Origin of the sequence: Streptomyces sp. NPDC058000 (assembly GCF_042886435.1) — a bacterium.
Classification (GTDB): domain Bacteria; phylum Actinomycetota; class Actinomycetes; order Streptomycetales; family Streptomycetaceae; genus Streptomyces.
Genome location: NZ_JBHVQS010000113.1, coordinates 1 through 12,753, shown reverse-complemented (window position 1 = coordinate 12,753; position 12,753 = coordinate 1). Strand labels below are relative to the sequence as shown.

Here is a 12,753-nt window from a genome sequence, read left to right as displayed (position 1 = left end):
GTGCGTGAACAAGTGGAAGCAGTACCGCGCGGTGGCCAGCAGGTACGACAAGCGTGACTACATCTTCAACGGCACCCTGACCGTTGCAGCAATCGTCATCTGGCTCCGAGACACCGTCCAAGACCCATCAGAAACGGCCTAGACGCCTCGTTCAGTCGGTAGCCGAGTTCGACCGCGATGGCGCTGCGCTCGTCCAGCAGGCGGAACTCGAACCAGCCCTCCGCACTTAGCACGGGCAGTAACGCCGAGGCAGAATCCATGACTGGATCACGCAGCCACGGGCCAGATCGTCACCACCGATGAAGCACACGATCCGGGATTGCTGCTCCCCCATGAGCTGCTCGGCTTCGGCGACGACGAGCGGCCGCGGTACCAGCCACTCGGCTTCCGAGAAGACATGCAAGCCGCGATCTTCACCACCAAAGACGGAGCGCACCGTCCGAAGCGGACTCTGGCACAGACGACAGCGGCAGGGGCGCCTTCACTATTCGCCTCGGGCTCAAGTGGACTCGACAAGCTTGAGGTCATCGGCAGGACAACGATCCGGCAGCGGGTGCGGCGGTGACCTTGGCGCGCAGGCACGCCGGCAGCCAAGGGCACACCGCGGCCGGGAAGCGAACCGAACGGTCGCGATAGGGCGTAACTGACGCTCCATCAAAAGACTCAGCATCCGGTCAGCATCAACCCTGCCAGACTTGGTTCCACCCGACCGAACATGCACAACACTGAATCACTGCAAATATGGCCTCCGACCTGCATGTTCGCTGCTCCACCAGCAGAGGTCGTATGGTCACCCGCTCGGAGGCATGCAGATGTAATCCATCTACTCAAATTCCCTAATGAGAAACTGGGAACATCCAGCACATTCCCCCACACTTCAGTAACTCGCCGGATACTGAACCCGGTTGGGATTCCAATGGCCTGCTTGCAATCTCAAATCTGGGCAATCAGGGAAGTGGCCCGCACTAAAAGGTCGGCGAAATTTCAGCATCAGTCGGTCCGCTCCCTCGAGCGGTAAGCCGTGGCGGCGTCGACGGTGAACTGCCGTTCGTTCAGCGTGATCTCGCTTCGGTCGGGGTCATCAGCTCCGCGGGTTCGGCGGGCAGAATGCCGGCTCGCGTGGTGTCAGCTCGCCGGCCGGCATCTGAGCGGCAAGTGCTCGTGCGGCGGCTTCCCGGCTAAGGGCGCGCAGATAATCAAGGTGCCTTCTCCCAACCGCCCCGGTAGCGTGCGCCGATATGACATCGGAACTGGAACGCCCCCCGCTCCAAGCGGACGAACGCACTGCACTCGTTGGCTGGTTGGACCTGCAGCGGCAGATCCTGCGCTGGAAATGCAAGGGGCTGAGCGACGTGGACGCGCACCGCTCGGTCCTCCCGACCTCACCGGCCATGACGATGGCCGGCCTCATCTCTCATATGCGCTGGACCGAGCACACGTGGTTGGAGGTGCTGTTCCTCGGCGGCGACAAGAAGCAGAACCCGTCGTTCGACGAGTCGAGCGAGGGCGCCGACTGGCACACCGGCGGCCGCCCCCTCGCCGAGCTCCTCGCCGAGTACGAGGCCCAGTGCGCACGCAGCAACGAGATCGTCGCCGCAGCTTCCCTGGAAGACGTTGGCCGCCACCCCGACTTCCGCTCCGGCAGCGCCAACCTCCGCTGGATGCTGATCCACCTCGTCGAGGAGACGGGGCGGCACGCTGGGCACGCGGACATCGTCCGGGAGCTTCTCGACGGCACGAAGGGCTACTACTGAAGTCGTCCCGTACGGGGCGGGAGTTATCCAGCGAGGGCCATGTCGTGCAGGCGGGCCACGCCGAGCATGGCTTGGTGAACCCCATCACCTTGAGGCGACAGTCCCGCAGGAACTTTCAGTTCTTCAGCCGGGTCGGGGCATGCTCGACCCGGCGATGACCGGTGCGCCGCGGCTGGCCCGGTCGGCCCCGGATTCCGTGAAGGCCCGGCAGTCGTTGCGGCTGCCGGGCAATGGCACCCCGATCGCCACCACCAAGCGGCTGTTGGCGTCGATGACGACCTTCAGATTCGTCGAGTACCGGGGCACCCGACGTGCTGAGCAGGGCAGAGCCTGCCGAGCAATGCTCAAGACTTGTGGATCGGTTCCGGGAAGGCATGCGAGGGCATACCTCCCGAATGCTCCTGCGATGGTCACCGAGTAGGCCCCTGTTGTAGCGCGAGTCGGGAAGGCACGCCCGTGCTCAGCGTGGTCACCGACGACGGCTCCACCCGGTCCGGCTCCCTGATCGACGAGATTGTCCGCGAAGGCGCCCGCGGAGCCTTGCCGCGGCGGGGGAAGCTGAAGTTGACCAGTACATAGTCGAGTTAGCGGACCACACGCAACTGGCGTACCTCTCCGCCTGCAACACCGCGAACCGCGGCGCGCCCCAGCTGCTCGACGAGGTCATCCACCTCACCAACGCCTTCCAACTCGCTGGATTCCCCCACGTCGTCGGGCCCCTGTGGCCGATCAGCGACCACCTGGCCGTCGAAATCGTCGAGTCCTTCTACGCCCACCTGACCACCGGGCCGCGCGGAAGATTGGGCGCCCTACCTCCACGCTGGCGCGTAGACGAGGCGCACGGCCCCGCTCGAATGTCTCTTCAGCCGTATTGGCATTGTTGACATCTACGCGATGCGATGCCCCACGTCAGCCGCATCCCGGCCACTTTGACGCTCGGTGAAGCGACCGAGCCGTTTCATCGCGAATACGGTGAGAACGACCCGGCAATGCGGGGCGTGTGCCTTGAAGTGGCGGCACATCTCCAGCGCGGCCTCGCACCACGTCCGGGCCCGGACGTGGGTGGAGACCTTCTCGGAGAAGGTTGTCCCGGGCGATGCCGGCGGCCCCGCGGGCGGCCCAGCCGCGCCTTCTCAGAATGGACCGTTTATGAGGAACGGGTTGGACTGTTGCCGTCGCCGGTCTCTGTCATGGTGGCCCATCGGTGCGCGAGGCATCGACTGGCCTGGACGAGTTCGCGCGGGCGAACGTCGGTGAGTTCGGCATCGAAAGTGGCGAGGATGCCGGCGACCCCAGCCCAGGACCAGGCGCCGAGGGTGAGCCGACAGTGGTCGGTGTCGAGGTGTTCGACGACCGAGCCGCCTGGCGCCCAGCGGGCGACGACGCCAGCGGGCAGGTTGAGTCGGGCGCTGCCGGTGCATGGCCAGGCGGCGGGGGTGTCGCCGCGGTCGTGGCTGCGCATGACGAACTGGGCGAGGTCCTCTCCGGGAAGCTCGCGCGCGGTGAAGCGGTGGGTTGTCGGGCGGGGGTGGAGCCGGTCGACTCGGCGCACCCGCCACTCGTGGTCTGCGAGGTCGTAGGCGACCAGGTACCACCGACCTGCCCAGACGACCAGGTGGTGGGGCTCGATGCGGCGGGCGGGCAGGAAGTCGTCGTCGCCGGGTTCCGGGCGTGAGCCGTCGATGCGCAGCGTTTCGGTGACGAGCACGTGGCGGTGGCGCACCGCGGCCCCCACGGCGGCGAGCGCGGTCGAGTCGATGGGCGGTGCCGGGAACTCCCAGTAGTTCTGAAGCCTGGTCAGGCGGAGGGATTCCATGGACGCCCGCAGCGGAGCGGGCATCACCTGCTCCAGGGCAGCCAGCGCCCTCGCCGCGTCGTCTCCCAGGCCGAACACCGTGCTGGGCGCGGTCTGCAGGGCCACCGCGACCGCAAGGGCCTGATCGTCGTCAAACAGTAGTGGCGGGAGGGTGTGCCCGGCACCGAGCCGGTAGCCGCCGTCGGGGCCGTGGAGGGTGGTGATCGGGTAGTCGAGCTGGCGCAAGGTCTCGATGTCGCGGCGGACGGTGCGCTCACTGACTCCGAGCCTGGTGGCCAGTTCACGCAGCGGCCACTGCCGGCGCGATCCGAGGAGGGACAACAACCGCAATGCCCGTCGTGAAGTGCTCGCCATCGCCCCATCATGGTCGGTCCTGGCCACTCGGCGTCCACTACCGGTGTCATCGTCGACCCGCGAAGGCAACTGGCGGTGAAAGGGGACGATATGCGTGTCGTTGCAGTTGGTGGCGGGGTCGGTGGGATCGCGCTGGCGGCGGGGTTGCGTCGTCGGGGCTTCGAGGTGGCCGCGTTCGAGCGCGACACCGAGGTCGCGGCGACGAGCGGCTACCACATCACCCTGGACGAGCGGGCGCAGTCGGCGCTGCGGGAACTGGTGGCGCCGGAGATCATGGAGCGTCTGCTGGCGTCGGCCTCGGCACTGCGGCTGCGCGACCGCGACGCGTTCTGGGACCGCCGAGGCCGGCTCCTCGGCCACGGGCCGGACCTCAGCAGTGATGCCGGCGTCGACATCGACCGCATCACCCTGCGCACGCTGCTGGCCGAGGCCGTCGGCGATGACCTGCACCTGGGGCGGACCGTGTAGGGCGTCGGCCACGGCGAAGACGGCACACCCCAGGTGCGGTTCACCGATGCCGCACCCGTCACGGCTGATCTGGTGGTGGGCGCGGACGGCACCCACTCCCTCTTCGCCCGGCACCTGGCTGGAGGCCCGACCAACCGCCCGGCAGGCATCATCGGATTCTCCGGCCGCACCCCCCTGGGAGACCTGAGCCCTCGTGAACAGCATCGGCTCGGACCACGATCGGGGCTGGCAATAGGCCCTCGGGGCACAGCGCTCTACGTCGGCTTCCTCGACCCGGTCGGCAACGCCGTGCTCGACGCACCCGAGCTGCAGATGTCCGTCACCACCGGACCCACCTACATCTGGGGCGGCATGCTCACCGAATCCAGCACCACCGACGCCCTGCGTGGTCTGCGTGATGGCGAGTTGCAGGCCGCGCTGCTGGACCGGTTCCGTGTGCGGGGCTGGGCCGAGCACACGCTCGAAATCATCACCCGCGCCGACCCGCACAGCGTGGCCGCATTCCGTTTCAACGCCGCCTCGACCCGCGCATCCGACCTCGCGCCATGGCCCGCAGGCCGGATCACCGCACTCGGCGACGCCGTCCACGCGACACCACCAACCGCCGGAATGGGCGCCGGCGCGGCCATCCGCGACGCCGCCAGCCTGCTTGAGCGACTGAGCGAAGCCGCCGACGGTACCAGCACTCTCACCGTGGCCGTCAGCCGGTTCGAGGCAGGTATGCGCCAGCGCGGCAGCGAGATCCTCACCCTGGCCATGAAAAAAGTCCGCTGGATCCTGGCCACCGACACCACACTCGGTGCTGCCGCCACCGCCGCGACCACCCCGATCCTGGCCACGGCCGCCCGGCTGCGCCGGCCTCATCGTCGCGGGCCGTCGTCGGGCACGCCGTTGCCGATCTGAAGAATCGGCAGGTCCGTACGGAGCTGCGGCTGGACGTCCGCCGCCCGGCCGCGCTGGTGCGGGCGCTGACGGTCCTGAACCAGCATGAGGTCGCGCGGTGACGGACGATCTTGACACAGGAGATGCCGCGCGCCGACCAGCACGAGCACCTACCCGGGTCGTGACGCACTCCAGACCCTTTGACCTGCTGATTTCAGATTGTGCGTCGTTCACCAATGGCGCGGGTGCCGCCAATTTCCCTGACCGCCGCTGCTACGGCTCGGAAGTCCTTGCGCACGATGGCCGAGTGGTTGCTCGCGACCGTCGCGCTGACCTTGACGTTCGGGTTCCGGGCCAGCACCGGGTTCAGAGTGGCCCGCTTCGCGGTGTGGCGTTCCTCGGTGGCACCCGACGCCCCACCCTCGCCCACCGGTAGCGGCGGAACAGCTTGCAGATGTGCTCCTTGCAAGATGCCGCACGGCACCTTGCGATCCTCCAGCACCTTCTTCCGCCCCGGCCGCCGCTGAACATCGGGGACGAGGGCAACAACGGCTCAATTATCGACCACAACTCATCGTCAAACAGCCATGGTTGAGGGTTCCGCTTGTCCATACCCAAACAGCCGACGCATCCGTACGGAGGACACAGCTACCAGTGTTGTTGGTTAGGAGCTCTTAGCCTCGCCCATTCACGTGGCTGCGTGTCTGATGGTTGATTAGAAACGAGAAGGGTGCTTCTGACCTGCAGCGATGGGACTTGTCTAGGGTCCGGGTCGTCGCATGGGAAGAAGCACTCCTCGGGTGAAGACCCAGCATCTGGTCAGCATCAATCCTGCCGGCCCGTCTTGTGGGTCGGTATGTCGAGCAGGCAGACGGCGTCCTTCGCCAGTGCCGCATCAAGCAGCGTTTGCCCCGTTCTGGATACGGTGAGTCCATGAGCGGTGGTGACCAGCCGGACCTGGACGAGATTGAGGCGTGCTTCGCTGCCGTGGTCGAGGGACGTGTGAGCTGTGATGCAGCTGACCGGTGGGCCGCACGTTGGGCCGTCGACGACACGCTTGACTGGGATGAACTGTCCTGGTGGGCGCTGCAGCTCCTGCACGGGATCGATCTGCGGCCGGGACCCGAGGAGCCGTACTTGAACGGCGACGAGCAGGTACGGGTGTGGCTGGAGGAACTTCGGCGGCGCCGCGCCGGGTAACCCGCCGCGAAGGCCCTTCCGTGTCCGCACGTTGACGCAAGGCCCTTGTGTCTTATGGCGGGGCGGGTGCGGGTTCGTGGGGTGGTCGACGGCATCAGTCACGAGGGCCTGCGCATCCTGCTCCGCGAGGAAGGCGTCTCCTTTCAACGCCTGAAGACCTTCAAGACCTCAGGCCATGGCTGGTCTACTGACCTGAGTCAGAGATGTTCTGGTAGTTCTCGGGATCTCGGGACTGTCTGGCTTACAGAAGGACCGGCTTCCTCGTAGGGCAAGCAGCTCGGGCGTACCGCCCGACCCCTTTGGCGTCACCGAACGACGTTATGACGGCCGCCCCTCGCGATCCCCACAGACAACGCGCCTGCCGCGAGGGGTGTTCCTGGAAGGACGGCGGGTTGTTCAGGTGGAGCCGATGTTGTCCAGCACCGCGCGCAGCAGTCCGGGGAATCGTTCCTCGAACTCGTCGGCGCGCAGCCGGGCACTCTGTTGCCGGCCTCGGTGCAGCCGGAGGAGGATCCCGCACTCCCGTAGAACGCGGAAGTGGTGGGAGGCGTTCGACTTGCTGATGCCCAGGGTGTTGTAGAGGTCGGAGCATTCCGTCTCGCCCTGGCGGGCGAGCAGTTCGACGATCCGGAGCCTGAGCGGATCGCTCAGGCCGTGCATCGCGTCGGCAAGGCTGACATTGGCCAGCTCGGCGTGAAAGGTGTCTCGCATGATGGTTGGCCTTCTTCAACCTCGCACCGAGGTTGTGTGGTGATGGGTACGGGTCGCCATTATTGACGCCTTTGCCGCCGCGGACCATCACTGGAAGGCAGGCGCCATGGCCGAGGGCTGGGCGGCCCCTCCAACCGCTCGCAGGGTACGACGAGTTGGGCTTCCTCGGGCGAAGCGCCGCCCTTTACGAAGGTTCAATGATTCTTGTACTGTTGGACCATGAACCCAAGGATCTACCTCCTGGCTCTCGGCACGTTCACAGTGGGAACCGAGGGGTACGTGATCGCCGGCGTACTCCCTGATGTGGCGCACGACCTGCATACATCGGTCTCCGTGTGCGGGCAGATGGTCACCGTGTTCGCACTGGTCTACGCACTCGCCGGGCCGCCATTAATCGGGCTGTTCCAGAACGTGCGACCCAAACGGCTCCTCATCGGCGCCGCGTTGGGGTTCGCCGCGGCCAACCTGATCGCCGCGTTCGCGCCTGACATCGTCGCTCTGGCCGGTGCGCGCGTGCTGGCAGCGATGGGGGCCGCGCTCTTCGCGGCTCCCGCGGCAGCGGCGGCAGCCTCCCTATGCCCACCAAAAGACCTGCCACGGGCGTTCGCCGTGACGGCCGGGGGGAACGCGCTTGCGCTCACCCTCGGCGCTCCGATCGGCACCATCGTGGGCGCCGGGTTCGGCTGGCGGGCGGCGTTCGGCTTTGTCACCCTTCTCGCGCTGATCACGGCGGCGGCCGTGTGGGCCTGGCTCCCCGAGGTTCCCCCGTCCACGGCTTCGGCTGCCGGACGGCTCAACCTCCTGCGCCAGCGCCCGATCCGGTGGGGTCTGCTGACCACGCTGGGGCTCTTCCTGGCCGCGTACACCGTCTACACCTACCTTTCGCCCGTGGTGCACCAGGCAACCGGGCTCGGCAGCGAGGGCGTGGCCGCACTGATGATTGTCTTCGGCGCGGGTGGATTCCTCGCGGGACGGCTGATCGGCTCCGCGCTCGCCAAGCATCCGATCGCCAGGGTCCTGCGCACCGCCCTGCTCGTGATGACGCTGCTCCTCGCGGTCCTCGCCCTCACGACGTTCTTGCACGTACCGGCCGTTTCCAAGGTGATCGCGTTCCCGCTGCTGTTCACCCTCGGCGCGGCATGGTGGTCCGGTGGCATCAGCCAGCAGACGCGGCTCGCCGGCCTTGCGCCGCAGCAGCGGTCCCAGGCCCTGGGCCTGCACTTCTCCGCCCAGTACCTGGGCGTGGCCATCGGTGGTGCGATGGGCGGGCTCGCCCTCTCGGCGGCCGGTGCCGGCGCGGTGCCGGCGGTCGCCGGTGCCATCGCTCTGCTCACCGTCCTCAGCGTCCGGCAGCTCGTACCGGATGCGCGGCCGGACGGCTCTGCGGCCGCGGACCGTGAGCTGTCCGATGACGCGACGTCTGTGTGATGAGTGGTGATCCCCGACTCCGGAGTGCGCCCCCTCCGGAGCGACCAGCCTCATCAATCCTCGGCTCAACCCCCTTAACCGCCAACAGCGTTACGCTGGCAAGGAGACACCCATGGGCACAAACCGGCATGACTGGCTGTTCGGGACCGGTGCAACCCCCGCCGAGAAGCTCCTGGCGCACGCGACGGCGGCGCTCGGTGCACTGGCAGTGGTCCTGGCCGGGCGCCACGTGGGCTGGTCCTGGTGGCAGTGGGCCCTCGGACTGGCGTTGGTCTGGGACCTGGTGGGGGGCGTCGTGGCCAACGGGCTCGACACCGCCAAGAGTTTCTACCACTCGCCGCTGCCCCCGACCGAGCGGAGGAGCGTCCGCTTCATGCACCATCCGATCGGTTTTACCGGCCTCCACATCCAGCCGATCCTCGCCGGGATCCTCTTCCCGGGCGGCACCTGGTGGTGGGGAGTGCTGTGGTACGGCTGGGCCCTCATCGGAGCCATCGTTGTCGAAGTCGCGCCAGAGCGGTTGCAGCGGCCGATTGCGCTGGCCGTCGTGGTCGCCGGCGCGATGGTCTCCCCGCTCCTTCCCGGCCCGGCCGGTCTGAGCTGGCTTCCTGTCGTGCTCCTGCTCAAGTTGGTGCTGGCACACGGTGTACCGGAAGGGAAAGGGGCACCCCACGGGGCAATCTCGGCGTGAAGTCCCGACGCACGGGCTCAGGACGAACGGTGTTCTTGCCGTCGGCTTCAGGTCAGACAGAGGGGTGCCCAGCCTGATCGAGGGGCACCCGCCACCGGTCAACCAGTCCGCGCTGGTGAACGTCACCTCGGCGAATCTCCGCCGCCGGCATGCCCTGCGCGGACGCCAACACCGTCTGGACCCGCCGCCAGGTCACCACCGATCCGCCGCCTCTACGGAGGATCCGCAGCAGCCGTCGGCCCTCGCCGTCATCGATCTCCCGAACCTGAACCCTGTCTGCCACGCCGACCAGCGTTCGCTGAACGCGCCGATCGGGAACGGATCCCGATCCGCGCGTCGCGGGCGGCAGGCGACGCTGTCCGCCGAGGTGCCAGGTGAAGAACCGTAGTGTGCTGTCGAGTTCGAACGCCGGGATCTCCCCGTGGTTGCCAGGGTTGGCGGTGTCCGGCGGCCGGGGGCAACGCGGTGAAGTGCGCGAGCCAGTCGGCGTCGCGGCCCTGTTGGGCCAGGAGGAAGGTGAGGTGGACCGGCGGGTCGTAGTGGGCTTCGGCCGTGGGCGTTTCGGGTCGGGGCTTTTCGAGGAGATAGGTACGTTCGACCCCGTCGTCCAGGACGAGACGCAGCGCGGTGGGAGTGGGACAGGCCATGGGGAACGTCCTGGCCGGTGGAGCGGCCTCGGGGTGCGCGGCGGCCGCGTGGGTGTGGGCAGGCCGGTGTGCGAGCTGGTCAGTCGAGCGGTTCGAGAAATTCGAGGCGGTTGCCGACCGGGTCCTGGGTGGCGAAGCGGCGGTAGCCCGGCAGGCGGTCCGGCCCAGGCGGTCGGCTCACCCCAACTCGTCAGGGCTTTGGCACTGCACGGCGTAATCCGCTGTGGGGCAGCCACTTGGGGGCACCCCTTAGGCCGGGGAGACCTGTCCTGAACCTGGGCGTCTCTCGACGTCGTCGGGTCAGTGGCCTGTGTCGTGCAGACGCCTCACCGAACGAGGTGCCTTCTTCAAACCTCCAGAAGCATAGCCAGACACTTGCAAGATCAGGCAACCAATTGCCCAATTCCTAACGTCACAGGCAGGTAAGCGATGCAGGCCGAAGTCGCGGACCTGTCCCCGATTCAGTGCATCGCCTCCAGACGTGAGCGTGAGCCACGGCGGCCGACACGGCGATGCCAAAAGTGTTGACGACAGCGCCATTAGAGGGCGTTGATCCCGCTACCGGCGGCGAGGCGGGAGCACTGTGAATGATCGTCGAATTGGAGGGTTGCAGAGTTGCGCAGATGGGCAAGTGTTACCTGTTGGGTGATTGCTCATGTCAAGGAGGTCATAGGTGGCGCGGGGCGGAATGTCGTCGTCAGGCAGCAACAATCTGCGCGTAGGCGCGGTCGTGGCGGAGATCGAGGGCCTGTACACCGCGCTGCGCAGCGCACGCAACGAGCGTCACCGGGAGCGCATACTGGCCGACCTCGCCCAGGCCGGTCGGCGCCTTACCGCTCTGGCACTCACGCCGCAGGGCACGTTGGGGAGGGTCCGGCCGCGTTCACGCTGGGAGCGGCGGCGCTATCTGGCTGCTCGCGGAGCTGACCTGGTGGTGGCGTTCGCCACGGGCGACGGCGGGAGGCAACTGGCCCGACTCAGGGGCCGGGGTAGCGATGAGGTTCCGCTCTGACCTGGACGGTCGGACGGGCTCGCCGGCGGGGCCGGCCCGGATCCCGGCGGGCAGGTCCCGGAGGTTCTGGAGGGTAGGGCAGCGTCAGCCGTGGTGCGGTTGGTGTGGCCTGTGGGGTCCGCGCCCGGTCGTCGCTCCTCGGTCTCCTCAGTCTCGCCAGTCCTCTCGGTCTCCTCGGTCTTCTCGGTTCCCTCGGCCGGTGTGCTCTCGGTGGGCCAGCGCGTACAGTACGGCGCTGGCGGCCGGGACGGCGGCGAGGAGCCACCACACTCGGTGGTAGCCGCCCAGGAGGGCGCCGGCCGTCGGCGTTCCCAGGACCGCGGTGAAGACGCTGACCCCGAGTACGGCGCCCAGTTGCCGGAAGGTGTTGTTGATCGCGGTGCCCACGCCGAAGCGTTCGGCAGGGAGGGCACGGGCCGCCGCGTTGTTGAGGGTCGACAGGGCCAGCCCGACGCCGATGCCGTTGAGGATCAGGGTGGGCAGCCAGTGCGTCGCCCAGTGGGCCGTGGTGCCCGTGCGCAGGGCGAGGGCGGCGGTGCCCAGGCTGTAGCACAAGGCTCCGGCGGCAAAGACGGCACGGTGGCCGAAACGGTCGGTCAGCCGTCCGGTCTGTGGCGCGACGATCGCTGTGATCAGGGCGCTGGGGCTGACGGCGAGCGCGGAGCGCAGTACGGAGTAGTGCCAGACGGTCTGCAGAAACAGCAGGCTGGAGAGCAGGAAGGCGAAGAAGGCGACCGAGAAGGCCAGCGTGGCCAGGTTGGATGCCTGGAAGTTCCGGATGCGGAACAGGCTCAGATCGAGTGCCGGAAAGGCGGCGCGGCGGCTCCTGTACACCAGTGCCGGAACCAGCGCGACGCCCAGCGCACACGCTCCCCACACCCGTGCGTCCAACCACCCCAGGCGCGGCCCGTAAACGATGGCGAAGCTGAGCAGGGCGGGCGCGACCGCGACCATCGCGACACCCGCCGGGTCGGGGAAGCCGCGCACGGCCGGTCTGTGGCTCTCCGGTAGCGACCGGACGCCCCACAGTGCGGTGAGCAGGCAGATGGGCACGTTGAGCCAGAACACCCAGCGCCAGCTCGCGCCGTGGATGAGCAGCGCACCCAGCGTCGGGCCGATCGCCGTGGCGACCGCTGCCATCGCTCCCCAGGTGCTGATGGCCGTGCCGCGGCGCTCGGGCGGGAAGGCGGGCAGCAGTAGCGCCAAGGAGGCCGGGACGATGATGGCGCCGAAGATGCCCTGTGCGGCGCGGGCGGCGACGAGGAAGCCGAGCGTCGGGGCGATCCCGCACAGGGCGCTGGCGAGCGCGAAGCCGAGCAGACCGATCTGGAAGAGGCGCTTGCGGCCGTACTGGTCAGCCAGTTGTCCGGCCGGGATGAGGAAGGCGGCGAACAGCAGCGTATAGGCGTTGAGCACCCACACCAGGCGGCTGACGGGGGCGTCGAAGCTGCGGCTGACGGTGTCGAAGGCGACGTTCACGACCGTGGTGTCGAGGAAGACGATGAACACGCCGAGACTGGTGATGGCCAGGACGCGGCGCGCCCGCGCTACGGGCGGCGGTGCCGGTGGCCCGGTGGCGGGCGAGGTGGTCTCCGCTGCGGGGGAAGGGGAAACGGACATCAGCGGTACGGCTCCTCAGACGGTCGGAACGGGCTTGGTGCGGTCGGGGGCCGGTGGCGGGCCGCCGGCGGCGGGGTGGGGCGCCCGCGCGCCGGAAAACCGCCCCGCGGGGGGGGGGTTGGGGGGGGGGCCCCGGGGGGGGGGGGCCCCGGGGGGGGCGGGGGTGGTTA

The 12,753-nt window shown here is 68.1% G+C and carries 13 protein-coding genes, 3 pseudogenes and 1 riboswitch; of the genes and pseudogenes, 9 read left to right on the top strand and 7 right to left on the bottom strand.

The window, feature by feature from the left end:
* Positions 1 to 142, top strand: a pseudogene (locus ACFVT2_RS42765) (IS5/IS1182 family transposase); the annotation flags it as partial.
* A gap of 84 nt (positions 143 to 226) precedes the next feature.
* Here the strand turns inward: ACFVT2_RS42765 and ACFVT2_RS42760 are convergent.
* Complete coding sequence (locus ACFVT2_RS42760; RefSeq protein WP_390027776.1) at positions 227 to 436, bottom strand: hypothetical protein; 210 nt, start codon at positions 434 to 436, stop codon at positions 227 to 229.
* Between the two features lie 802 nt (positions 437 to 1,238).
* Between ACFVT2_RS42760 and ACFVT2_RS42755 the strand changes: the two genes are divergently transcribed.
* Positions 1,239 to 1,754, top strand: a complete 516-nt coding sequence (locus tag ACFVT2_RS42755) for a DinB family protein (protein ID WP_390027774.1) — start codon at positions 1,239 to 1,241, stop codon at positions 1,752 to 1,754.
* A 23-nt stretch (positions 1,755 to 1,777) separates the two neighbouring features.
* Here ACFVT2_RS42755 and ACFVT2_RS42750 read toward each other — a convergent pair.
* Positions 1,778 to 2,054: pseudogene (locus ACFVT2_RS42750) on the bottom strand (IS5/IS1182 family transposase); the annotation flags it as partial.
* Between the two features lie 275 nt (positions 2,055 to 2,329).
* Between ACFVT2_RS42750 and ACFVT2_RS42745 the strand changes: the two are divergent.
* On the top strand, positions 2,330 to 2,638 hold the full coding sequence (locus ACFVT2_RS42745; protein ID WP_390027779.1) for a CHAT domain-containing protein: 309 nt from the start codon (positions 2,330 to 2,332) through the stop codon (positions 2,636 to 2,638).
* 263 nt (positions 2,639 to 2,901) lie between these two features.
* Here the strand turns inward: ACFVT2_RS42745 and ACFVT2_RS42740 are convergent, their stop codons facing one another.
* On the bottom strand, positions 2,902 to 3,924 hold the full coding sequence (locus ACFVT2_RS42740; RefSeq protein ID WP_390027772.1) for a helix-turn-helix transcriptional regulator: 1,023 nt from the start codon (positions 3,922 to 3,924) through the stop codon (positions 2,902 to 2,904).
* Between the two features lie 90 nt (positions 3,925 to 4,014).
* Here ACFVT2_RS42740 and ACFVT2_RS42735 point away from each other — a divergent pair, with 90 nt between their 5' ends.
* Both ACFVT2_RS42735 and ACFVT2_RS42730 read left to right on the top strand, forming a co-directional pair.
* Entirely contained in the window at positions 4,015 to 4,392 is a 378-nt protein-coding gene (locus tag ACFVT2_RS42735) for an NAD(P)-binding protein (protein ID WP_390027770.1), read from the top strand.
* 75 nt (positions 4,393 to 4,467) lie between these two features.
* Positions 4,468 to 5,295 (top strand): FAD-dependent oxidoreductase, encoded by an 828-nt coding sequence (locus tag ACFVT2_RS42730; RefSeq protein ID WP_390027767.1) that lies wholly within the window; start codon positions 4,468 to 4,470, stop codon positions 5,293 to 5,295.
* A 193-nt stretch (positions 5,296 to 5,488) separates the two neighbouring features.
* On the opposite strand, the gene ACFVT2_RS42725 is transcribed toward ACFVT2_RS42730, so the two are convergent.
* Complete coding sequence (locus ACFVT2_RS42725; RefSeq protein WP_390027764.1) at positions 5,489 to 5,776, bottom strand: hypothetical protein; 288 nt, start codon at positions 5,774 to 5,776, stop codon at positions 5,489 to 5,491.
* Positions 5,777 to 6,207: 431 nt separating this feature from the next.
* Here ACFVT2_RS42725 and ACFVT2_RS42720 point away from each other — a divergent pair, with 431 nt between their 5' ends.
* Positions 6,208 to 6,474: a hypothetical protein gene (locus ACFVT2_RS42720; RefSeq protein WP_390027761.1), complete on the top strand. Its 267-nt coding sequence runs from the start codon at positions 6,208 to 6,210 to the stop codon at positions 6,472 to 6,474.
* Positions 6,475 to 6,870: 396 nt separating this feature from the next.
* Here ACFVT2_RS42720 and ACFVT2_RS42715 read toward each other — a convergent pair whose 3' ends face one another.
* Positions 6,871 to 7,185 carry an ArsR/SmtB family transcription factor gene (locus ACFVT2_RS42715; protein ID WP_390027759.1) on the bottom strand — a complete coding sequence of 105 codons (315 nt, stop codon included), beginning with the start codon at positions 7,183 to 7,185 and terminating at the stop codon, positions 6,871 to 6,873.
* A gap of 219 nt (positions 7,186 to 7,404) precedes the next feature.
* Between ACFVT2_RS42715 and ACFVT2_RS42710 the strand changes: the two genes are divergently transcribed.
* A complete protein-coding gene (locus tag ACFVT2_RS42710) occupies positions 7,405 to 8,613 on the top strand; it encodes an MFS transporter (RefSeq protein WP_390027757.1) in 1,209 nt (402 codons plus the stop codon).
* Between the two features lie 112 nt (positions 8,614 to 8,725).
* Positions 8,726 to 9,304: a hypothetical protein gene (locus ACFVT2_RS42705; protein ID WP_390027781.1), complete on the top strand. Its 579-nt coding sequence runs from the start codon at positions 8,726 to 8,728 to the stop codon at positions 9,302 to 9,304.
* A 105-nt stretch (positions 9,305 to 9,409) separates the two neighbouring features.
* Here the strand turns inward: ACFVT2_RS42705 and ACFVT2_RS42700 are convergent.
* A pseudogene (locus ACFVT2_RS42700) lies at positions 9,410 to 9,587 on the bottom strand (IS630 family transposase); the annotation flags it as partial.
* Positions 9,588 to 10,125: 538 nt separating this feature from the next.
* A riboswitch (M-box (ykoK) riboswitch) is annotated at positions 10,126 to 10,296 on the bottom strand.
* Between the two features lie 385 nt (positions 10,297 to 10,681).
* Between ACFVT2_RS42700 and ACFVT2_RS42695 the strand changes: the two are divergent.
* Positions 10,682 to 10,963 (top strand): hypothetical protein, encoded by a 282-nt coding sequence (locus ACFVT2_RS42695; protein WP_390027754.1) that lies wholly within the window; start codon positions 10,682 to 10,684, stop codon positions 10,961 to 10,963.
* A 147-nt stretch (positions 10,964 to 11,110) separates the two neighbouring features.
* Here the strand turns inward: ACFVT2_RS42695 and ACFVT2_RS42690 are convergent, their stop codons facing one another.
* On the bottom strand, positions 11,111 to 12,583 hold the full coding sequence (locus tag ACFVT2_RS42690) for an MFS transporter (RefSeq protein ID WP_390027752.1): 1,473 nt from the start codon (positions 12,581 to 12,583) through the stop codon (positions 11,111 to 11,113).
* Between the last annotated feature and the right edge of the window lie 170 nt (positions 12,584 to 12,753).